15 protein-coding genes are annotated in these 20,774 nt (G+C 74.2%); 4 read left to right on the plus strand and 11 right to left on the minus strand.

The annotated features are described in order from the left end of the window. Together AB0C78_RS03280 and AB0C78_RS03285 are read left to right on the plus strand one after the other, a co-directional pair. The coding region (locus AB0C78_RS03280; RefSeq protein WP_360741112.1) for an MFS transporter at nucleotides 1-954 on the plus strand (954 nt) is incomplete at its 5' end. 238 nt (nucleotides 955-1,192) lie between these two features. Continuing rightward, nucleotides 1,193-3,349, plus strand: a complete 2,157-nt coding sequence (locus AB0C78_RS03285; RefSeq protein WP_360741114.1) for a tetratricopeptide repeat protein — start codon at nucleotides 1,193-1,195, stop codon at nucleotides 3,347-3,349. 48 nt (nucleotides 3,350-3,397) lie between these two features. Here AB0C78_RS03285 and AB0C78_RS03290 read toward each other — a convergent pair whose 3' ends face one another. Then, the gene (locus AB0C78_RS03290; protein WP_360741116.1) at nucleotides 3,398-4,084 is read right to left on the minus strand and encodes a DsbA family protein; all 687 of its coding nucleotides are present in this window, start codon (nucleotides 4,082-4,084) and stop codon (nucleotides 3,398-3,400) included. Nucleotides 4,085-4,171: 87 nt separating this feature from the next. Here AB0C78_RS03290 and AB0C78_RS03295 point away from each other — a divergent pair, with 87 nt between their 5' ends. Next, nucleotides 4,172-4,786: a TetR/AcrR family transcriptional regulator gene (locus AB0C78_RS03295; RefSeq protein WP_360741118.1), complete on the plus strand. Its 615-nt coding sequence runs from the start codon at nucleotides 4,172-4,174 to the stop codon at nucleotides 4,784-4,786. A 632-nt stretch (nucleotides 4,787-5,418) separates the two neighbouring features. After that, nucleotides 5,419-6,108, plus strand: coding sequence for a response regulator (locus tag AB0C78_RS03300; RefSeq protein ID WP_151538027.1), 690 nt, complete (start codon nucleotides 5,419-5,421; stop codon nucleotides 6,106-6,108). Between the two features lie 44 nt (nucleotides 6,109-6,152). Here AB0C78_RS03300 and AB0C78_RS03305 read toward each other — a convergent pair whose 3' ends face one another. The 10 genes from AB0C78_RS03305 to AB0C78_RS03350 all read right to left on the minus strand — a co-directional run bounded on the left by AB0C78_RS03305 (nucleotide 6,153) and on the right by AB0C78_RS03350 (nucleotide 20,751). Beyond that, nucleotides 6,153-8,231 carry an iron-containing redox enzyme family protein gene (locus AB0C78_RS03305; protein ID WP_360741120.1) on the minus strand — a complete coding sequence of 693 codons (2,079 nt, stop codon included), beginning with the start codon at nucleotides 8,229-8,231 and terminating at the stop codon, nucleotides 6,153-6,155. Further along, on the minus strand, nucleotides 8,228-9,487 hold the full coding sequence (locus AB0C78_RS03310) for a nucleotide sugar dehydrogenase (protein ID WP_360741122.1): 1,260 nt from the start codon (nucleotides 9,485-9,487) through the stop codon (nucleotides 8,228-8,230). The genes AB0C78_RS03305 and AB0C78_RS03310 overlap by 4 nt, the downstream gene beginning before the upstream one ends. A 41-nt stretch (nucleotides 9,488-9,528) precedes the next feature. Beyond that, on the minus strand, nucleotides 9,529-10,542 hold the full coding sequence (gene gntD, locus AB0C78_RS03315) for a guanitoxin biosynthesis L-enduracididine beta-hydroxylase GntD (RefSeq protein ID WP_360741124.1): 1,014 nt from the start codon (nucleotides 10,540-10,542) through the stop codon (nucleotides 9,529-9,531). A gap of 22 nt (nucleotides 10,543-10,564) precedes the next feature. After that, on the minus strand, nucleotides 10,565-13,225 hold the full coding sequence (locus tag AB0C78_RS03320; RefSeq protein ID WP_360741126.1) for an amino acid adenylation domain-containing protein: 2,661 nt from the start codon (nucleotides 13,223-13,225) through the stop codon (nucleotides 10,565-10,567). Continuing rightward, the gene (locus AB0C78_RS03325) at nucleotides 13,222-16,179 is read right to left on the minus strand and encodes an AMP-binding protein (protein WP_360741128.1); all 2,958 of its coding nucleotides are present in this window, start codon (nucleotides 16,177-16,179) and stop codon (nucleotides 13,222-13,224) included. The genes AB0C78_RS03320 and AB0C78_RS03325 overlap by 4 nt, the downstream gene beginning before the upstream one ends. Nucleotides 16,180-16,182: 3 nt before the next feature. Further along, a complete protein-coding gene (locus AB0C78_RS03330) occupies nucleotides 16,183-16,416 on the minus strand; it encodes a phosphopantetheine-binding protein (RefSeq protein WP_151538033.1) in 234 nt (77 codons plus the stop codon). Between the two features lie 129 nt (nucleotides 16,417-16,545). Next, nucleotides 16,546-17,349, minus strand: a complete 804-nt coding sequence (locus AB0C78_RS03335; protein ID WP_151538034.1) for a glycosyltransferase — start codon at nucleotides 17,347-17,349, stop codon at nucleotides 16,546-16,548. Further along, complete coding sequence (locus AB0C78_RS03340) at nucleotides 17,328-18,071, minus strand: polysaccharide deacetylase family protein (RefSeq protein WP_360741130.1); 744 nt, start codon at nucleotides 18,069-18,071, stop codon at nucleotides 17,328-17,330. Before AB0C78_RS03340 ends, AB0C78_RS03335 begins: the two co-directional genes overlap by 22 nt. After that, the gene (locus AB0C78_RS03345; RefSeq protein ID WP_360741132.1) at nucleotides 18,068-19,510 is read right to left on the minus strand and encodes an Ldh family oxidoreductase; all 1,443 of its coding nucleotides are present in this window, start codon (nucleotides 19,508-19,510) and stop codon (nucleotides 18,068-18,070) included. Before AB0C78_RS03345 ends, AB0C78_RS03340 begins: the two co-directional genes overlap by 4 nt. Then, nucleotides 19,504-20,751, minus strand: a complete 1,248-nt coding sequence (locus tag AB0C78_RS03350; RefSeq protein ID WP_360741133.1) for a condensation domain-containing protein — start codon at nucleotides 20,749-20,751, stop codon at nucleotides 19,504-19,506. The genes AB0C78_RS03345 and AB0C78_RS03350 overlap by 7 nt, the downstream gene beginning before the upstream one ends. Nucleotides 20,752-20,774 lie beyond the last annotated feature (23 nt).

The following is a 20,774-nucleotide window of genomic DNA, read 5'->3' on the forward strand; positions in this document are numbered from 1 at the left end:
CGCTGGGTGTTCTGGTACAACGTCCCGTTCGGCCTGCTGTGCCTGGCCTGGGGCGCGGCCGTACTACGACCGGCCGAACCCGCCCGCGGCGAGCGAGGCGTCGACGTGCCGGGCAACATCCTCATCCTGGCCGGTCTCGGCGGTCTGCTGTTCGGCCTGTCCCAGGCCGGCGACCTCGGCTGGACCAGCCCCCTCGTACTGAGCGGCGTCGGCGTGTTCGCGGTCCTGCTGCCGGTCTTCATCACCGTCGAGCGGCGCAGCCCCCACCCGGTCGTCGACACCGCCCTGTTTCGCGACCCGCCGTTCACCTGGGGCATCCTCGCCACCTTCCTGGACGCCACCGCCCGGATAGGCGCCGTCCTGCTGATGGCCCTGTTCTTCCAAGCCGTCCAAGCAGACGACGCCGTCACCGCCGGACTAAAGGTCCTCGCGATGCCGGCGACCGCGGTCATCGCCTCCACCGGATCGGGCTTCCTGCAACGCGGCATCGACCCCCGCACCATCGCCGCACTCGCCTCCGCACTGACGACCCTCGGCCTGCTCATCCTGCTGATCGCGGTGTCGCCGCACACCGGCTACTGGCCGATCATGCTGGGCCTGATGCTCATGGGCGCCGGATCGGGCGCCTTCCTCCCCGCCAACGCCACAGCCCTGCTGCAGGCCCTGCCCTCCCACCGCCTCGGCATCGTCAACGCGATGCGCCTCATGATCATGAACATCGGGATCGTCATCAGCACCGCACTGACCTTCCCCATCATCACCGCCCCCGTACTGGCGCCCCTGCGCGACCACGTCTTCGCCGGAACACTGTCACAGATCTCCACGTCGGGCGTGGCCCAGCTCGTCACCGGCTACCGGTACGCCCTCGCGCTGATGGCGACCCTCTCGGCCCTGGCCATGCTCTCCTGCTACGCCGCACGCCGCGCCGGCCGGACGACGTCGTATCACCTATGACGTATGCACTTCACACATCAACCGGGCCATGTCAGCGCCGCAGACATAGACAGCGTGGTCCATGCCGTGAGGAAGCGCCCCGTACCACCGCGGCGACCTTCGCGCCGGCCGGCTCCCCGAGCGGGAAAGCTGACGCAGGGGTCTGGTCGGCGGACAGCCGTGCGCGTTTGTGTGACACTCGCTTCGGGCTCGGGCCGTCCCGTGCGCCGGTGGCTTCGTGCTCCTTGAGGGGGGTGTCGTGCCGCGGTGGGAGAAGGTCACGATCGCCACGGTTCTTCCCCTGGCCGCCGGGGCTCTGGCCTGGTGGGTGTGCGCGATGGTCGGTGTCGACCCGAACGCGGCCGGGATCGTGGTGAGCCTGGTCGTGCTGGTGCCCGGGACGCCTCTGGTCATCTGGGCCGGTCAAACGGAGGATCCTCCCGCCCGGGGGCCGCGCCCGGTGCCCGCCGCCATCGGTGACGTCCCGCGCGAGCCCAGGGCGTTCCAGCCGCGTGCCGATCTCCTGGCGGGGATCGAGGAGGTGTTCCGCGACGGCGGAGCGGCGGCGGTCTGCGCTCTGGTCGGGGCGAGGGGCGTCGGGAAGACCCAGGTCGCCGCGGCGTACGCCAGGGACCGTGCCGACCGGGGAGTGCCGGTCGCCTGGCTGCATGCCGAGACCGCGGGGCAGCTGACCGCGTCGCTGCACCTGATGGGGGCCGAGCTCGGGCTCCGGGGCGCGGCCGATGACTCCTCGGCGGTCGTCCGCAAGCTCAGGGCCTGGCTGGAGGACCGGCGCGAGCCCTACCTCGTGGTGCTGGACAACGCCGACGATCCCGACGCGTTGGCCCCCTTCCTGCCCGCACGGGGCGCCGCCCGGGTGCTGATCACGACGAACGACCTCGCCTTCGAGCGGATCGCTGCACCGCTGCCGGTCGCCCGGTTCACCGCCGGCGAGGCCCGGCGGTACCTGCGCGACCGGGTCGGCGCGGCCGGCGACGCGGAGCCGGTCGGTGAGCTCATCGACGAGCTGGACCGGCTCCCGCTGGCGCTTTCGATCGCGGCGGCCGCGCTCGTCGGCCCGCCGCGCGTGGGGTACGCCGCCTACCTGGCGCGGGTCCGTTCCACCCCGGTGGACGTCCTGCTGGACCGGCCGAGAGGCGAACCGTATCCGCGCGGGGTCGGGCAGGCGATCGCGCTGGCGCTGGACGGGGTCGGCGCGCGGGCCCGCGGGCTCCTCGGCGAGCTGGCGGTGTTCTCGCCGTCGGGCGTGAGGGCGGACATGCTGGGCCCCGAGGCCGCCGACGCGCTGGCCGAACTGGGCGCGGTGTCGCTGGTGGCCTTCTCCCAGGACGGATCGACGGTGCTGGTGCACCGGCTGGTACGCCGGGTCGTCCGGGACGAAGCCGCCCGCGACGGCACCCTGGCGTCGCTGATCGAGGCCGCCGCCCTCCGGCTGGTGTTCGTCGAGCGGATCGCCGACGAGGACACCGGCCGGGAATTGCCCACGATCCTCGCGGTGGACGAGCACGCCGCCGCTCTGTGGGAGTCGTTGGAGCCGCTTCTGGACGAGGACGCCGCGCACGCTCGCGCCGCAGCCGAAACGCTGTTCAAGATCCGGCATGTGACCGCGGAGCATCTCCTCTACCTCAATGACGGGACTCGCGCCGTCCCGGTCGCGCGGGCCGTCGTTGAAGGGCGGCAGCGGGTCCTGGGTCCGGACCACCCCGAGACCCTGGACGCCGTCTACACGCTGGCGCACGCTTACGAGTTCGCAGGTCAGGCGGTTGCGGCCGTGGACCTGTTCGAGGATCTCGCCGCCCGGTGGTCCCGGATCCGGGGCGAGGACGCGCCCGAGGCGTTGCGTGCCCGGGCGGGCCTGGCTTCGGCGCTCACCACGGCCGGCCGCGCGGACGGGGCGGTCCGGCTTCTCGAGACCGTCGTCGCCGCCCAGTCGCGGACGCTGAGCGCCGACCATCCCCACCTGCTCGCGTCGCGCTTCTTCCTCGCGTTCGCGCTGGTGGAGGCCGGGCGGCCGGACCGGGCGGCGGAGCTGTTCGAGGCGCTCGTCGCCGACAGGGCGCGGCTGCTGGGCGCCGACCATCCTGAGGCGCTCGTCGACGAGGGACGGCTGGCCTGGGCCTACTACCACGCGGGACGGTTCGAGGAGGCGGTCGCCGTGTACGAGCACGTCCTGCCGCGCCAGGAACGCGTCATCGGGGGCGACCACCCCGACACCTTGATCACCGTGCACGGTCTCGCGTCGGCCTACGAAGCCGTCGGGCGGACGGCGGAGGCGCTCACCCGCTACGAGCACGCCGTGCTGGGGCTGGAGGCCGTGCTCGGGCCCGACCAGCCCCTCACGCTCAGCGCCGCCCGCGACCTGGAGCGAGCCCGCCGGCTCACCGCACCCGGCTGACCGGCCGTCCGCTCTCAAGAGGCAGAAAGTGCGGGACCTGCACCGTCCTCAAGCCGGCGATCTCCACCGGCGCGCCCAGGACGGGGAAGAGCGCCCGCCGACCCTCGCACCTGCCACCTGCGCGGAGGCGAGTTCGGGCGAGCACGGTGTTGAGCCGGCCCGCTTCAGTTCACTCCGCAGCGCGGCGAGCGACACGGCCCCGACGAGCACGGTCCCGTCCGGGAACCTGAAGACCGGCACCTGCGGTCCGGATGCTCGCACGGACGGCGCGGGTTCGGCGCGGGGCGGCCGCTCGCCGTCGTTCTCGCCGTTCCAGCGGACGCCGATGACGGACGCCAGGTCCCGCAGCACGTCCGTGTCGGCGACGTCCAGACCGTCGGTGAAATGGGCGCGGTACAGGAGGGCTGCCATGTCCTCGGCGGTGCCGCGCGCGGCCGCCAGCGCGATGAGCCGGTGGGCGCGGGCGGTGTCGGCGGGCACGATCCGGTCGGGGTTCAGCACCAGGCCCTCGACCGCCGCCGCCCGTGCGATCTGCTCGGGCCACGCGGCGGGGCCGCGCCGGCGATGACCGCGGCCCGGCGGCGTTCCCGCTGGGGAGACCGCGGGCTGGTACGGCCTGAAGACGACCTCCAGTTCGCCGCCGCCCGCCCGGTGCTCCTCGGCGGCCCGCTGGAAGCGGGCGTAGCCGAGCGCCGACCACACGCAGGCGATGTCGTGGGTGAACTCAACTTTCATGGGGCTCGTCCCTCACTGGCGGCACGGATCGTTCCGTGCCGCCTCAGCATGCACGCCGCCGCCCACCCAGTCAATACGGAACGTTCCGTGCCGCCTGAGGGCTATGCTGTCCGCATGTCACCGAGACGTCCCGAGCGCCGCAGCGAAGAGGCCGCCAACGCCGTCATCAAGGCCGCCATGGACCTGTGCCAGGAGGTCGGGTACCGGAAGGTCAGCATCGAGGGCATCGCCGCGCGCGCGGGCGTCGGCAAGAACACGATCTACCGCTGGTGGCCGTCCAAGGCCGCCGTGCTGCTGGACGGCCTGCTGTCCACCTGGAAGATGGACGCGTCCTTCCCGGACACCGGTGATTTCGTCGCCGATATCAAGGCGCAGATGGCGGCGGCCTCGCGCATCCTCGGCGACCCCGCCGTCTTTCCGCATTACCGCGCCCTGATCGGCGAAGCGCAGCACGACCCCGACCTGCACCGGGCCTTGTGGGACACCTTCATCGGTCACCTTGCGGCCGCCGCCGCGGAACGCATCAAGAGCGCGCAGCGCCAAGGCCAGGTCCGTTCCGACGCCGACCCGGTCCTTGTCACCGAACTGCTCTATGGCGCCGCCTACTACCGCCGACTGCTCACCCCGCGCATCGCCGACACCGAACACATCAACGCCATCGTCGACCTCGCATTCACCGGCCTCGCGCCCAAGGCGGAGTGACAGGACCGCGGTCGCGGACGGGCAGATCGGCGTCTGTGGCAGGGCCGGAGCGAGCTCTCCTCGCTTCCGGACATGATCTACGCCGGCGGTGTCACCTGGGCGCGACTTTCCCATAGGGAACGGATTTCGCTGATCTTCAGGCGCGCAAGCACGATCTCTGCCCTGCGCCGACCTGCGCCGTCGCCGAATTGGCCGATGTCCTTCGGCACTTTCTGACCGATAGTGGCCTGCCCCGCTGCCTGTAGTCGCCGCCCCGCCGCAACCGCCGCACACGTGAGCCGGCGTTCTACCGCCGTCGACGTTCGGTATCGGATCGGCGCATGGCGGCTTTTTGCGGCACAATGATCGGGCTGGATGCGGACGGAATGACACAGGCTGGCACCGAATGCACCGCTCCCCTACAACTCTTCATCCGCAGGATGTCGAACCGTGAGATCGGCCCTTTCCCCACGGCGCCATCCGGGGTGGACGCGACAACCGGCGCTGTGCTGCAGAAAGACCCCATCGAGTCGGAGAGCTGGCTCCATGATCTTGTTCGCGGTAGTGCGCCTCCCGAACCGGGCCCCGGCGCGAGCCGGCGCGGTGCTCGCGACGCGGCCGGCCGGGCGAGCCGACCGGACGGGGGCGACCCGATGAGCGAGCCGGCCGAGATCTCGGTGCTCGTCGTGGACGACGACTTCCGGGTGGCGGAGGTGCACTCGCAGCTCGTCCGGGCCGTGCCCGGGTTCCGGGTGGCCGGACGGGCCGGGTCCGCCGCCGAGGCGCGCGCCATGGCGGCCGAGTTACGGCCCGACCTGGTGTTACTGGACGTCTACCTGCCGGACGAGTCGGGGCTGAACCTGCTGGGCCAGCTGGAGGCCGACGTCATCCTGGCCACCGCGGCGGCCGACGCCGAGTCGGTGCGCACCGCGCTGTCGGGCGGCGTCTACCACTACCTGATCAAGCCGTTCACCGGGGCCCACCTGGCGGAGCGGCTCACCGCCTACCTGCGGTTCCGCAAGCAGATCGGGGTCAGCGGGCACCTGAGCCAGGCCGACATCGACGAGGCGCTGCGCACGCTGTACGGCGCGCCGGGGACCCCGCGGCCCGCGAAGAGGGGCCACGCGCAGATCACCAGCCAGCTGGTGATGGAGGCGCTGGAACGCTCGGACGGCCCTCGCTCCGCCGCCGAGATCGGCACGGAGATCGGCATCTCGCGCACCACCGCCCAGCGCTACCTGGCGTCCCTCGCCCAGGCGGGAAAGGTCCGGGTCACCCTCCGTTATGGAAGCACGGGACGGCCCGAGCACGAGTACGCCTGGCGGCCCGATCAAGCGCGCTGACCCGAGACCGTGAATCTGGCCGAAAGCCCCAAGAAGCCCCCGGGTCAGCGCGAGGGAGCGGGAGCGCCCTGGGCCGGTGGCCGCAGCGAGCGGAAGCCGGTCCTGATCCGGAGCCAGGCGTCCGCGGCCGCCTCGCTCCCCGACCTTTCGGCCAGGACGGCGAGGTGGCAGTCGATCGCGTCCACCGCCCAGGCCGAGTGGCCGGTCGCCACGTTGTCGATGGTGTTGTGGACGTCGGCGTAGCGGCTGCTGAACCCGTAGGTGCGCAGCGCGGCCCGGTCGCGCCGGTAGGTTCCGCCGACCCCGGACAGCTCCATCGCCAGGTTCAGCCCGAGCGTCTCCGGCAGGAACGTGCGGGGGAACCGGCTGAGCGCCAGCCAGTAGACCGGCAGCTCGAACGACTCGTCGCGGAAGCCCGGCCATTCCGCGAACTCGCGCGACGCGGTCGGCGGCAGGTCGAAACCCATCTCGCGCATGAGGTCGCGGTAGATGAGCGGGTGGTTGAGCGGCAGCTCGCCGTTGCCCAGCTCGTCCCAGTACGTGGCGAACAGGACGCGGCCCAGGTCGCCGACCGCGTGCCGGTGGTCGGTGAAGCCGCCGAGCCAGCCGCCGTCGATCAGGTTGAGCGGTGCGAGCTGGAGGAAGGTGTCGATGACGCTCTCGCGGGGCGGGACCGCCAGGCTCTCCCCCGCCCGGAACTGCTCGTCATGCCGGTCGTGCTGCTCGCGCAGCCAGTGGCGCAGCGTGCCGGGCTCCCATCGCCGGGGCGGGCTCTTCATCCGTTCGATGCCCGCCCGCGAACGTTCCAGCCATCCGCGCGCGTAGTCGAGCGCGTAGCCGCGGATGGCGGGCGAGTCGTCCCGCTGGAGCAGCCTTCGGTACGCCTCCCGCACCGTCGCGGGAGCGGCTTCGGAAGCGGCTTCGGAAGCAGCCTCGGGAGCGGCCTCGCGCACCACTGCGCGCTCCGGCGCACTGGGGGCGACGGACAGCGCAGCGGGCGCCGGGGCGGCGGCTTCCGGTGCCGCCGTTTCGCCGAGGGACGCGATCCAGCGCCTGATGACGGCCAGGTCCTCGGGCGAGAAGACGCGGAACATCGGACCGCCCGCGCCGATCAGATCGCGCAGCAGCGGGCTGGCGTCCGGACGGCCCGGCCGGACGAGCCTGCTGCGTGCCAGCGCCCCGAGCATCTGGTCGGCGCCGGCGCCGAACCACTCGGCGAGCGTCCTGCCCTCCAACCGGTAGTCATGGTGGTACGCGCTCGCTTCGCGTGCGCGGTGCCGCAGCAGTTCCGCCATCTCGAAAGCGGGATCGAGCGCCCGGCCGCTCAGGTCGTACAGCTCGTCGCTCCACGCCCGCAGTTCGTCGAGCGTCCAGCGGACGGCCCTCCACGACCGGTCGTCACCGGGGTTCTCCCCCAGGTACGTCCGGACCGCCGCCAGCGACCGGTCGGCCGACGCGCCGAGGTCCAGCGCCGACCAGGTCCGCGCCGTGGCGGCGGACCGGTCCAGACCGTCCCGGACGGCGTGCAGCGGCGGCAGCACGCCGACCCAGCGCAGGCACAGGTCGGCTCCGAGGAGTTCGGGGGCGAAGGCGGCCGGGTAGCGGCTCGCCGCCAGCAGCAGTGCCGCCAGGCGAAAGCTCCGGTCGGCGATCTGCAGGTCGGTGGCAAGCCGGTCCTCCGGCACGATCCGCCCGGCGAGGCCCGCGCCCTCCATCAGCCGCCGGTAGCGCGCCGCGCGGTCCTCGCCGGGCCGCCCGGCTCCGACGTCCTCGGCGTACAGCGCGAGGACGTCCATGCTCAACTGCCGATCGGCGTCACCGGCGCCGACGAGCCATTGCAGCCATGCTCCGGCTTTCAGCGCGAGCGGAGCGCAGTTCAGCACGATCCGGCGGACCGCAGGCAAGCCGGTGCACGCCCGAAAGCGAGACGTCTGCGCGCGGGCCCATTCGGTGATCTCGTGCCGAAGGCCGTCCGGGTCGAGACGGCCCGGACCCGGAGCTATCAGCTCGCGCACCTGGTTCTGGACCGGGCCCGGCCAGAACTCGCGCTCCGGGTCGTCCGCCCACAGGTACAGCGCGCGAAAGGCGGCGGGGTCGTCGCCGCCGAGGTCCGGGGGGTTCACAGCAGCTCCGTGTTCGCCATCGGCCGCTCGCTGGTGCGGCCGCGAGTGTCGAAGAGGAAACGTGCGTGCTCGCCGAGCAGGGAGGCGGTGTACACGCTGTGGTCGGTGACCAGGAGGGTCAGATCGGCGGTCCGCAACGCGTCCGGCAGGTCCGCCACGCGGGACATCCGCAGGTCACCGACCTGCCAGGTCGCGACGTACGGGTCGTGGTAGGACAGCTGCGCACCGTGCCGGGCCAGCTGCTCGGCGATCCGCCGCGCGGGGGATTCGCGCTGGTCGGCGACGTCGGCCTTGTAGGTGACGCCCAGCAGCAGGACCCGCGCACCGCGCAGCGCCATGCCCCGGTTGTTGAGCAATTGCTGCGCACGGTGCACCACGTACCGCGGCATCCCGGTGTTGATCTCCTGCGCCAGCTCCACGAACCGGAACGAGTACCCCAGCGTCCGGACCTTGTAGGAGAGGTAGTTGGGGTCGATCGGGATGCAGTGCCCGCCGACGCCCGGGCCGGGGAAGAACGACTGGAACCCGAAGGGCTTGGTCCCGGCGCAGGAGATCGCGTCCCACAGGTCGATGCCGAGTTCGTTGCAGAACACGCTCATCTCGTTCACCAGCGCGATGTTGACGTGCCGGTAGGTGTTCTCCAGCAGCTTCGCCATCTCGGCCTCGCGCGTGCCCTTGGCGAGGACGACCGTCTCGACGAACTTGCCGTAGAAGGCCTCGGCCGCGGCGGCGCAGGCGGGCGTGTACCCGCCCACGATCTTGGGCGTGTTGGCGACACCGTACCGGCCGTTACCCGGATCGATGCGCTCCGGCGAGAAGGCCAGGTGGAAGTCCTCCCCCGCGGTCAGCCCGGACTCCTCCAGGATCGGCCGGACGACCTCCTCGGTCGTTCCGGGGTAGGTCGTGGACTCCAGGACGACCAGGGTCCCGCGGCGCAGATGGGCGGACACCCGCCGTGCCGCGCCGCGCACCGCCGTGAGGTCCGGGCCGCCCTCGGGCGCCAGCGGCGTCGGCACGCAGATGACGATCGTCTGCGCCGCGCCCAGCACCGCGGGATCGCCGGTGGCCGTGAACCCCGCCCCGAGCATCGCGGCCACGTCGGCGTCCGTGACGTCGTCCACGTGGGAGCGGCCCGCCGCCAGGCCGGCGACGACGGCGGCGTCCCGGTCGAGGCCGCCGGCGGTGAGCCCGGCGCGGCACGCCTCCCGCGCCAGCGGCAGGCCGACATAGCCGAGACCCACGACGACCAGGTCCATGGTCGAGGCTCCTTCCCCGGGTTCCCGCGATCGCACGGCGGTCACACGATGACCCGGCTGGACGGCGACTCGCGCATGTCGCGCGACGTCCGCAGGTCCCGGGTGACCAGCGTCTTCTTCAGCCAGCGGTCCGTCCCGTCGAAGCGCGCGCTGAACGCCGCCCGGCCGTGCACGGCGAGGTAGTTGTCGACGATCAGCAGCGTCCCGGGGTCGATCTCGAGGCGCTGCTGCACCCGATTCAGCTCGTCGATCAGGCGCCGCAGCGCCGCCTCGGCGGCCGGGTCGCCGTCCGCGCAGCGCATGAAGTACGGGTCGATCCGCAGGTACGGCGAGTCCTGCGCGCCGAACAGGACCGGGACGGCCTCGGGCTCCTCGCGCATCTTGCGGGCGCGCAGCAGGCTCGGATGACCGGGATGGATCTCGGCCATCTGCCTCAGGTGCTCGTTGTCCGGCATGATGTGGAACAGCGGGCGGCGGAGGATCTCCATGTCCGCCTCGTCCAGCCGGACGTCCCGGATCGAGGAGACCAGGGTCGGCACCCGGTCGTGGTTGCGCATGCCGAACAGCAGCAGGTAGTCGCAGCGGTAGGGGTGGAAGCCGTCCTCGGTGTGCCACTCCAGGAGCACCTGGCCGTGGCCGCTCTGCTCGGACTCGTCGCCCTGGATCGGGACGACGTTGTGGATGAGCCGGCCGCCCTGCAGGGTGGACCAGCTGAAGGTGTCGCCGGTCAGGCACATCGCGAACAGCGCGAGGACGAACTCCTCGCGGCGTCCGCGCGCCTGCTCGGCGGCCTGCGCCCAGTTCGCGGGGGTCGGCCCGATCGCCCGGTCGCTGACGGGCCAGCCGCGCACCATGCCGAAGGCCGCCCGTTCGTGCAGGCAGAACTCGGCCAGGAAGCGGCGCACCCCGTGCGGGACCATCGCGGTCAGTTCCCAGGCCTGGTCGAAGAACCGCGGCGCGGCGGGGTCGATGTCCAGCGCATCGATCTTGTCGATCAGTGCTTCGAGCTCGCCGATGTCGGCCAGGGACATCGAGTACGAGACGGGTTCGTCCATCGTCGTCCTTTCCTTCGCTGCGTCACTGGAGGGGGGTGCCGAGCCGTCGCAGTTCGGCGGCGATCCTGCGGGCGGTGTCGCCTGCGGACACGTGCGGCACGGGATCGCCGAAGCGGTCCCGCAGCAGCGCCGTGACCAGGGCGGGGCCGTACCGGGAGCCCGCCCACGCGGGGACCTCGGCCGTCAGGTCGGCGGCCGTGCCGGCGCCCGGCAGGGAGCCGAGCAGGTCGAGCACGGCGTGCTGCAGGGGGGTGCGGGGGGCGGCGGACGCGCCGCCGCGCGCGGGAGGCCGCGGCGGGGGCAGGGCCGCGCGGTTCAGTTTCCCGTTGCGGGTGCGCGGCAGGTGCGGGAGGCGGATCCACACGCCCGGGACCATGTGGGCGGGCAGCCGGCTCCCCGCGAACGCGGTCAGCTCCGCGTCGGCGACGGACGGGCCGGCGGTGGCGACGTAGGCGACCAGCCGCATGTGGTCGCCCACCCGGGCGGGCACGACCGCCGCCTCCCGGACGCGCGGATGCCGCTGCAGCGCGGCCTCGACCTCGCCGGGCTCCACCCGGTAGCCGCGGATCTTCACCTGCTGGTCGATCCGGCCGAGGAAGTCGACGGTCCCGTCGGGACGCCAGCGGACCATGTCGCCGGTGCGGTACAGCAGGCCCTCGCCGAACGGGTTCGCCACGAAGCGCTCGGCGGACGCCTCGGGCCGGCCGAGGTAGCCGCGGACGGCCACCCCCGCCCCGCCGATGCACAGCTCCCCCGGGACGCCGATCGGCAGCGGGTTCAGGCCGTCGTCCAGGACGAACGCCAGCGCGCCCGCGACCGGCCTGCCGATCGGCACCCGCCGCCCGGCCGTCCCGGACGGGCGCTCGCAGGTGTGGCACAGCGCCCAGACGGTGGCCTCGGTCGGCCCGTACTCGTTGATGAGCACCGCGTCGCCGGTGACGTCGAAATGGCGGGCCGGCAGCCCGGGCGGGCAGGCCTCGCCCGCGACGACGGCGCAGCGGATCCCGGCGAGGACGTCGGGCGCTGCGTCGAGCACGGCCGCGTACTGGGCGGGCACCCCGTCGAAGTGCGTCACCCGTTCCCGGTCGGCGAGCTTGGCCAGCGACCAGGGGTCGGTCACCTCGTCGTCGGTCGGCAGCACCAGCGTCCCGCCGCGGCTGAGCGTCAGGTAGATCCCGGCGCCCAGGGCGTCGAACGCGGGACCGGCGAGGGCGAGGTAGGAGTCGTAGGGGCCGGGGAAGACGGAGTACCGGGCCGCCGTGGAGTTCACGATCTGCCGGTGCTCCACCTGGACGCCCTTCGGCGCGCCGGTGGAGCCGGAGGTGTAGATGACGTACGCCAGGTCCGCCTCGTTGACGGCGACCGGCTCATCGAGGCCCGGCGCGCCGGCGGCGTCGAGCCGGGCGATCAGCTCGCCGGTGACGATCGTGCCGGCCTTCGCGTCCGCCCGCATGAACTCCAGCCGGTCGGGCGGGTAGCCGGGGTCGAGGGGCAGGTAGGCGGCGCCCGCCTTGAGCACGCCGAGGAAGCCGGTGACCAGGTCCGCGGACCGGCCGATGCCGACCCCGACGACCTCCTGGCGGCGCACTCCGGCGTCCAGCAGGTACCGGGCGAGCCGGTCGGAGCGGCGGTCCAGGTCCCGGTAGGTCAGCCGGTCGTCGCCGCAGACCACGGCGGTCGCGTCCGGCGGGCCGTCGACGATCTCGTGCAGCGCGCGGCCGTCGCCCGCGGCCGGGGCGGTGGCGCTGAAACCGGTGAGGATGGTCGTCCGTTCGGCGGGTTCCATGAGCGGCAGCGCGCCCAGAGGTGTGTCCGGCGCCGCGCCCATGACCATGCGCATCTGCGCCACGATCCGTTCGACGGTGCCGGCCGAGAGCCGGCGCGCGTCGTAGGCGGCATGGGCGGGGCCGACGGCGAGCGTGGACCCGACCGGCCCGTGCGGCGGGACGTGCGGCGTCAGCGTCAGTCCGTTCGCGTGGACGGGGGCGTCCCGCACCGCGTCCATCAGCCGCAGGCTGGGAATGAGGCGGACCCTGGACTCCTCCATGGCCCGTTCGAGCGTCCCGGCGTGCCGTGCCGCTGCGGCCCTGGCCTCGCGCGCCCGCCGGGTCAGCTCGCCGAGCGGTGTCCCGGCGTCCACCTCCAGCCGGACCAGTCCCTCGGGCACCCCGATGGCCAGGTCGGTCAGCCTGGTCCAGCGCCAGGCGACGACCGCGAGCGCGGCGAGCAGCAGACCGTCGTCCGCGCCGGCGGGTGCGTCGCCGAAAGCGAGCACTCCGGCGGGGCCGGTGTCCTTGGTGGCGTCGCCGTCCTCGGGCAGCCGGGGGTCGACGGCGTCGGCGAGCTTCTCGGCCCAGTGGTCCAGGTCGGCGAGCGTGGCGTCGCGGTCGTCCGGAGGCGCGCCGGTCGCCAGCGCATGGACGAAGTCGTCCGGTGTGCCCCACATCGCGGGCACGGTGGCGGTGACGACGCCGTCTTCCAGCCTGGCCGACGGCGTGGCCGGGAAGCCGCCCTCCGGCTCGGTGGCGGGACCGGTCGCGAGGTCGTGCAGGAGCGCGGTGAGCCGGCTGAGGCGGGCGCGGTCGGCGCCGCCCGTGACGTCCACGGTGAAGTTGATGTCGTGCCAGGGACCGGACGGGTCGAGGACCCGCTGCTCCCACAGCCGTCTGCGCCGGGCGCTCACCGGTTCACCCCCTGGCTCGCCGTGCCGGTCGCCGTCCCGTTCGCGGCGGCGACGGGCTCCCGGTCCGCGAGCCCGGAAAGGAAACCGGCCATCGCGTCCGCGAGCGCGTCGGCGTAGCCCGCGGACACCGCCTCGCGGCGCCGGCTCACCCGCAGGCGCCCGCCGGGCAGGAGCTCGACGAGAAGGCCGGTGTCGAGCTCGTCGGTGTCGACCCACACGTGCCGGGCGCGGACCCCGGGCACGTCGAGCATCGGTTCGGGGTTGTCCTGAACCGAGACGACCGTGTCGTAGGGGGGCCGCAGCTTGGCCAGGCGCGCTATCTCGTGCACCGGGACGTCCGGATGGCGCAACGCCTCGACGAGCGCCTCGCGCGCCGCGCCGAGCGCCGGCGCGCGCAGCCGGACGCAGGTCATCTCGATCATGCAGGCGACCGCGCGCTCCGCCGCCGCGTCGCCGCGCCGCGCGACCGGCAGGCCGACGACGACGTCCGTCCGGCCGGTGAGGTCGGCGACCGCGTGCGCGTAGGCGGCGAGCGCCGCGACCGTCGCGGTGGTCCCCCGGGACCGGACCGCCGCCGTGAGGGCCGCCTCGTCGAACCGCCGGACGGTCGCGGCGAGACCGCCGGACGGTCCCGTCCCGGGCGGCGGCTCCACCGCATTCGCCCCGGTGAGCGCGGTGCGCCAGTACGCGCGCTGCTCGGCGAGATCGTCCGGCGCGGGCGGACGGTACCCGGACGCCAGTTCGGCGAGGCCCGGCGCGGGACCGCCGAACCGCGGCTCCCGCCCTTCGGCCCGCGCCCGGTAGGCGGCCGACAGGTCGCGGGCCAGCACGGACGCCGCCCGCGCGTCGAACGCGATGTGGTGGACGACGATCCCGAACCGGCCCGGCGCGAGCGCGGCCCGCCACACCCGGCCGTCCTGGATGTCCAGCGGGGCGATGAGCGCGGGAAGGACGTCCCCGGGACGCGCCACGGTGATCAGCTCGACCTGCGGCGGCCGGCCGGCCGGGCGCACCGCGACCGGCGCGTCCAGCACCGTGTACCGGCTGTGCAGTGCCTCATGGCGCGCGTTCACGTCATCGAGCGCCTGCTGCATCGCCGCGGCGTCGAGGGCGCCGTCGAGGTCCCAGACGATCGGGCAGAGCGCGGTGAGGTCGTCGGGGTCCATCTGCTGCGCGACGAAGAAGCCCAGCTGGGACGGCAGCAGCGGGACGGCGCCGTCCGACGCGTCCCGCCGGTCGCTCTCACCGGACGGGGCGCCACCGGTACGCGGACGACCGGCGATGAGGGCGGTGAGGCCGGCGGGCGTGGGCGACTCGAAGACGGCGGAGAGCGGCACCGGCGTGCCGAGCGCCGCCGCGAGCCGGCCGCTGAGGCGCCCGGCGGCGAGCGAGTCGCCGCCGAGGGAGAAGAAGTCCGCGTCCGGCGGCACGCTCGGAAGGCCCAGCACGTCCGCGAAGACGGCGGCGACGCGTTCGGCGTCCGTGCCGGCGCCGTCGAGGGCGGGTGCGGGCCGCGCCGCGGCACGAGCCGCGCCGGACCCGGCCGCGGACTCGACCAGCGCTGTGTGGTCCAGCTTGCCGTTGCCCGTCAGCGGGAACCGGCCGACGTGCTCGGCGCGGGCCGGGACGAGGTAGCCGGGGAGCCGGTCCCGCAGGTCGGCGAGCACGTCCGCGCCGTCGCGGTCGCCGGTGAAGAACAGGGCGAGGCCGGTGGCGCGGCCGTCCGGCCCGTCGACCGGCACGACGGCGGCACGGGTGACGCCCGGGAGGCGTTCGGCGGTGTGCTCCACCTCGGCGGGCTCGATCCGGTGGCCGCGGATCTTCACCTGCCGGTCGGTGCGCCCGGCGTAGTGGTAGAGGCCGTCGGGCGTGCGGTGCCCGCGGTCCCCCGTCCGGTAGGCGGGGACGGCGCGTCCGCCGATCGTCAGTTCGGTGAACCGCTCGGACGTGCCGGCCGGATCGCCGAGATAGCCGAGGGCCAGGCCGTCGCCGCTGACGCAGATCTCCCCGTCCACCAGGTGCACGGACGTGCCCGGGACGGGCACGCCGATCGGCACCCGTCCCCCGGCGGAGTCGGCCGCGGTGAAGCGGTGCGTCGTCGTCAGGATCCCGTTCTCGGCCGGTCCGTAGAGGTTGATCAGGGCGATGTCCGGGTGCCGCGCGACGAAGGCGGCGACATGCCCGGGCGAGAGCTGCTCGCCGCCGACCGCGACCTGCCGGAGGCCGGTGAACGCCCCGGCGTCCTCCTCCACGTGCAGGTTGAACACCGAGGTGGCGAGCACCAGCGAGTCGGCGCCGTGCTCGGTCACCAGCTCGCGGAGCCGGCCGGGGGTGAGGTACAGGTCCCGGACGGCGACCAGGGTGCCACCGGAGCACAGCGTGCTCCACAGCTCCAGCGACATCGCGTCCCAGGGGACCGCCGCCGCCAGCGGCATCACCACGGGCGCGGTCAGGTCGAGATGGCCGGCGCGCGGGATCAGGCGGCCGATCGCCCGGTGCGGGCACAGCACCCCCTTGGGCTCGCCGGTGGATCCCGAGGTGAACAGCACCACCGCCGGGTCGTCCTCCCGCACCTCCGGACGGGCCGGAGCGGCGGCGGCCCGGCCCCGCGCGCGCAGCTCGGGCAGGGTGCGGGCGTCCACCTCGACCGGTGCGCCGAGCAGCTCGGTGATCCGGGCGACGCGCGCCGGGGGCCACGCCACGTCGAGCGGGGAGTACGCGGCGCCGCTCTTGAGGATGCCGAGGGCCCCGATGACGAGGTCGGCGGACCGGGGCAGCCGCAGCGCGACCCGGTCGCCGCGGCCGGTGCCGTGCGCGGCCAGCCCGGCGGCGACCTCGTCCGAGGCGGCGTCGAGCTCGGCGTAGGTCAGGGCGCGGCCGCCGTCCAGCACGGCCGGCCGGCCGGGGTGCGCGCGGGCGTGCCGGCCGAACAGCCCGGTCAGGGTGCGGGACACGGGTCAGCCCGCCACGACGGCGGCGAGCCGCCCCAGCACCGGGTTGTCCCGCAGGTCCTGGTAGGAGAAGGACAGGCCGGCATGGCGCGCCTTGCCGATCATGGTGACGCCGAGCAGGCTGTCGCCGCCCAGCTCGAAGAAGTCGTCGTCGGCGGTGACGCCGTCGACCTCCAGGACCTCCTCCCACAGCTCGCTGAGGGTCTGCAGCACCGCCGGGTCGGCCTGGGACACGGACATATCGGACTCCTTGCCTTGTTCGCGGAACACTCCGGCCGCGCGGGAACCACCGCGGGCCGGGCGGGGGGGATCGATCGGGTCGGCGGGACGGTCGGCTGAACGGTCGGCTGGACGGAGGAGCCGGGCGGGTCAGGGATGCTGCCTGGTGGAGCGCGGGACGCTGCGTCCGGCCAGGTGGACGAGGTTGAGCATCCGGTTGGTGAGCCGCACCTGCGGGGACGACCCCGGCACCGGGCGCGCCATGTCCCGGAGCGCGTCGCGCACCGGCAGCGGGCGCGCGTGGTGCCCGGACCCGTAGGCGTCCCGCAACGCGCGCAGCAGCCCCTTGCCGTTGCGGTGGACGATCACCATCGAGGGCGCGAAGTGCACCCCGAGGCCGAGCCGGGACAACCCGCTCACCAGGTCGTTGTCGCTGCCGGGGACGTTGACGGCGGTGCCGCGGGCGGCCAGGAAGTGCTCCCGCCAGACCGCGCTGTTGCCGCCGGCGAAGAAGGTGACCCGCTGACCGGGCCCGAGGCCCCGGTAGCGCTCCAGGTAGCGGGACTGGCGGGCCTCCGAGAGCAGCCCGGCGTCGAACGGCAGCACCCGCCCGGTGACGGCGCCGCGGTCGGGCGTCAGCTGCGCGGCGATCTCGGTCAGCCAGTCCGCCCGGGGCAGCGCGTCGTCGTCCAGGAACGCCAGGATCGGCGAGCGCGCATGGTCGGCGGCGTGCGCGCGCGCCGGCGTCGCACCCATCGGCCGGTCGTTGCGCAGCACGCGCACCGGCAGGTCGCCGACCGCGACGGCGTCGGTGATCCGCGGCCGGGAGCCGTCGTCCACGACCAGCACCTCGTGCAGCAGCCCGCCGTCGCACTCGGCCAGCGCGATCAGGCAGCGGCGCAGATCGCGGTACCGGTCCCTGCTGGGAATGATCACGGTGATGGGTGCCACCATTGCCGTCTCCAATCGCGACACAGCCGCGGCCACGACTCCTCGCGGCCGACCGGCAGGTAGGTACGTCGGATGTCGTGCGGTGCCGCCGTCCAGGGAAGCGGCGGGGCCTTCACGGTGCCGAAGGCGAGGACGCCGTCCGGGACCGCGCCGGCCGCGGGGCGCAGGCCGTAGGGGTGGGCCAGCGGCGGAGCGGGGTCGCCCAGCCGGTCGCGGACCGCCGCCAGCGACCGGGTGATCTCCGTGCGCTGCTCGTCCGGCTCCAGGGCGGGGAGCTTGCGATGGGTCACGGTGTGGGAGCCGGCCCGGTGCCCGTCCGCCACGAGGTCCGCCACCTCGTCCCAGGTCATCGACCGGTCGGCGGCGGCGTCGGCGAGCCCGGTGATGACGAAGAACAGGGCCCGCACGCCGAGCCGGTCCAGCACCGGCAGCGCGTGGTCGAGGTTGTCGCGGTGCCCGTCGTCGAAGGTGACCAGGACCCGCGGCCCGGCCGGCGGGTCGAGGTCCGCGCGGACGTCGGCCGGGTCGAGCGCCGGGCCGTACTCGGCGAGGACCGTCTCCAGCCCGCGCTCGAACGCGCCGGGCGTCAGCGAGGTGTAGTGGTCGAGGGTGGGGTGGACGTGGTGGAAGTACAGCACCAGCGGCCAGCCGGGCGCCGCGCCCGCGGCCGCCTGCCGCACCTCGGGCGGCGTCTCCGGCGAGATCGGATCGTCGAGGACCGTCATCGGGCCCAGCCCAGCGCGGACGCGACCGACATCGGCACCGGGACGCCGTCCGCCCGGGCGGCGGCGGTGTTGCGGGCCTCCAGCTGGTCGGGAAAGTGCAGGTCGGGCGGGGCGTCCGGATAGCCGTCCAGCACCGCGTCGTGCAGCACGCCGAGGAGCTTGTCGGTCTGGTCCAGCCCGAACGCGCCGGGCGACATGCCGACGAACAGCTGCCCGCAGTTCATCGGCCGTGCGGGCTGGGCGCGCTGCTTGGCCACCAGCGGGCTGACCGTCTGGCCGCCCAGCATCCCGGCCAGCACCTCGGCGATCAGCGTGACGCACAGCCCCTTGTAGTCGCCGAACACCGGCACCGAGCCGCCGCGTTCCAGGTCGCCGGGGTCGAGCGTGGGACGGCCCGCCGCGTCCTGCAGCCAGCCCGCCGGGATCGGCTCGCCGCGCTGCGCGGCCGCCCGGATCTTCCCGATCGCGACGACGCCGGTGGCGAAGTCGACGACGAACGGCTCGTCCTTCTCCGTCGGCGTCACCATGCACACCGCGTTGCTGCCGAGGGTCGGCTTGACCGCGCCCGGCGCCGCCAGGCTCGGCCCGGAGACGTTGAGCAGCAGCCCGACGACGCCGTGCCGCTGGAACGGCCACCGGTAGGCGGCCATCATCCCGACATGGTTGTTGCTGTGCACGCCGACCGCGGCCACGCCGAGCCGGGCCGCCGTCGCGGCGCACCACTCGGCGGCCAGCGCCGCCGCGGGCTGCCCGAAGCCGCCCTGCGCGTCCACGCGGGCGGTCGCGCCCTCCTCGGTGAGGGCCGGCTCGGCGGCGGGGTCGACGCCGCCCGCCGCCACCCGCGCGAGGTAGGTGGGCAGGAGCCCGATGCCGTGCGAGTGGTGTCCGCGGACGTCGGCCTCGACGAGCACGTCCGCGACCAGCTCGGCGGGGTCGTCCGGGCATCCGGCCTCCCGCAGCGCGGCGGCCGCCTTGCGCTTCAGCTCGTCCGGCGCCATCCGGAGCTCGGCCGGCGCCGGAGCCGCCCGGTCCGCCCGGTCGGTGCGGTCTGCGCGGTCCGGGCGGGGCTCGGCGATCAGCATGCCCTTGGCCAGCCGCAGGACGACCTCGGCCGGGCGCGGCGCCCCGACGAAGTGCTCGTCGGCCGCGAGCAGCACCGGCGTCTCGCCGCGGGCCCGGCAGGACTCCAGCAGCTCTGCCAGCCGGTCCGGCGGCACCCGGTCGGCGTCGTCGATCACCAGCGCGTGGCCGTCGATCCGGCCGAACCGGGGCCGCAGCTCGCGGCGGAGCACCGCGGCGAGCGTCGACTTGCCCGCGCCCCGCGCACCGCGGATCACGACCGTGTCGCCGTCCGCGACCCGCAGGTCCGCGCCGCGCAGCAGGACCAGCTCGTCGCCCGGCCCGCCGACCGTCACCACCAGATCGCTGATCGTCAGCATGCCAGCTCCCGGGTGGTGGCCCGGACCCGGTCCAGGGCGCCGGCGAGCAGGCCGGCGATGCTGTCCGGCTCGTACTGGCCGGTGCTGTACTTGATGTGCAGCACGAGCCGGCCGTCGATGACGTCGCCCTCCAGCATCAGCGTGTAGGCCTCGGTCTGCCCCTGCGCCCGCCGCCGGCGGATCGGCTCGTCCGCCTCGCCGAGGTAGGCGCCCGGCCTGCTGTTGAGCCGGCCCATGTGCCCGCGGAAGTTGTAGCGGAGCGTGGTGGCGGGCAGGTCGTCCAGCCGGCCGCTGAAGAACCGCAGGGCGTCGAAGCCGAACATGCGGTCGGGGACGGCGCGGACATCGGCGGGGTCGAAGCGGTCGCGCGCCGTGAAGACGATCGGGAACGTGTTCTGCAGGTACCCGATCGTGTCGATGACGTCGATGCCCATGGGCGTCAGGTGGCGTCCGATGTGGTAGGCGTCGACGGCCACCGCGGGCAGGTCCCAGCGCGCCATCACCGCCTGGGCGGCGGCGTCCAGCAGCACGTCGCTCGGCCGCAGCGCGGCCTTGCGGCAGGCGGCGGCCAGCGCCGCGGTCACGTCGGCCTCCAGCTCGCCGCTGTCGATCCGCATCGTCGGCAGCGTGGCGTCCCCGTCGAGGTCGGGCGGGGGGTTGGCGACGCGGTCCCACGGCCGGTCCAGCCACCGGCCGGCGTCCTGCGCCGCCTCGTCGGACGCGGCCCATTTCTCGACGGCCGCGACGTAGTCGGCGGGCGCGGCGCACAGCGGGCCGGGCTCCCGGTCCCGCAGCGCGCGGTCCAGCTCGCCGCCGACCAGCCCCATCGAGAAGCCGTCGAGCGTGAGGTGGTGGACGGTGGCCAGCAGCCGTCCCGGTCCGTCGCCGAACGGGAAGTGGACGACGCGGAACACCTCGCCCTCGTCAGGGCGCAGCGTGCCCTGCAGCCGGGCGATCTCGTCCTCCATCGCGCCGGCGCGCCCCTGGTAGTCGGGCAGCTCTGCCTTCCGCAGCACGGTGCCGGCATCGGCCGGCCGCTCCTCGGCGGCCCAGCCGGCGGCGCCGCGCCGGTAGGCGGTGCGCAGCGCCGGGTTGCGCTCGACGACCCGCTGCACGGCGCGGGCGAGCGTCCCGTCCGAGAGGCCGGCGGGGACCGTGAACAGCGTGCCGAGGTTGAAGTGCCGCCACTCGCCGAAGTCCATGCGGGTCCAGCGGTACTGGGTGGGGAGCAGACGGGTCACCAGGACACCCTCCTTCTCGCGGG

Origin of the sequence: Actinomadura sp. NPDC048394, from assembly GCF_040651755.1 — a bacterium.
In the GTDB taxonomy this organism is placed as follows: Bacteria; Actinomycetota; Actinomycetes; order Streptosporangiales; family Streptosporangiaceae; genus Spirillospora; species Spirillospora montaniterrae.

What these genes read in the sequence shown, in the direction of transcription:
- AB0C78_RS03290 (WP_360741116.1), bottom strand. Translation starts at nt 4,084, where the DNA reads ATGAAAGTTGAGTTCACCCACGACATCGCCTGCGTGTGGTCGGCGCTC.
- AB0C78_RS03300 (WP_151538027.1), top strand. Translation starts at nt 5,419, where the DNA reads ATGAGCGAGCCGGCCGAGATCTCGGTGCTCGTCGTGGACGACGACTTC.
- AB0C78_RS03310 (WP_360741122.1), bottom strand. Translation starts at nt 9,487, where the DNA reads ATGGACCTGGTCGTCGTGGGTCTCGGCTATGTCGGCCTGCCGCTGGCG.
- gntD (WP_360741124.1), bottom strand. Translation starts at nt 10,542, where the DNA reads ATGGACGAACCCGTCTCGTACTCGATGTCCCTGGCCGACATCGGCGAG.
- AB0C78_RS03330 (WP_151538033.1), bottom strand. Translation starts at nt 16,416, where the DNA reads ATGTCCGTGTCCCAGGCCGACCCGGCGGTGCTGCAGACCCTCAGCGAG.
- AB0C78_RS03335 (WP_151538034.1), bottom strand. Translation starts at nt 17,349, where the DNA reads ATGGTGGCACCCATCACCGTGATCATTCCCAGCAGGGACCGGTACCGC.
- AB0C78_RS03340 (WP_360741130.1), bottom strand. Translation starts at nt 18,071, where the DNA reads ATGACGGTCCTCGACGATCCGATCTCGCCGGAGACGCCGCCCGAGGTG.
- AB0C78_RS03345 (WP_360741132.1), bottom strand. Translation starts at nt 19,510, where the DNA reads ATGCTGACGATCAGCGATCTGGTGGTGACGGTCGGCGGGCCGGGCGAC.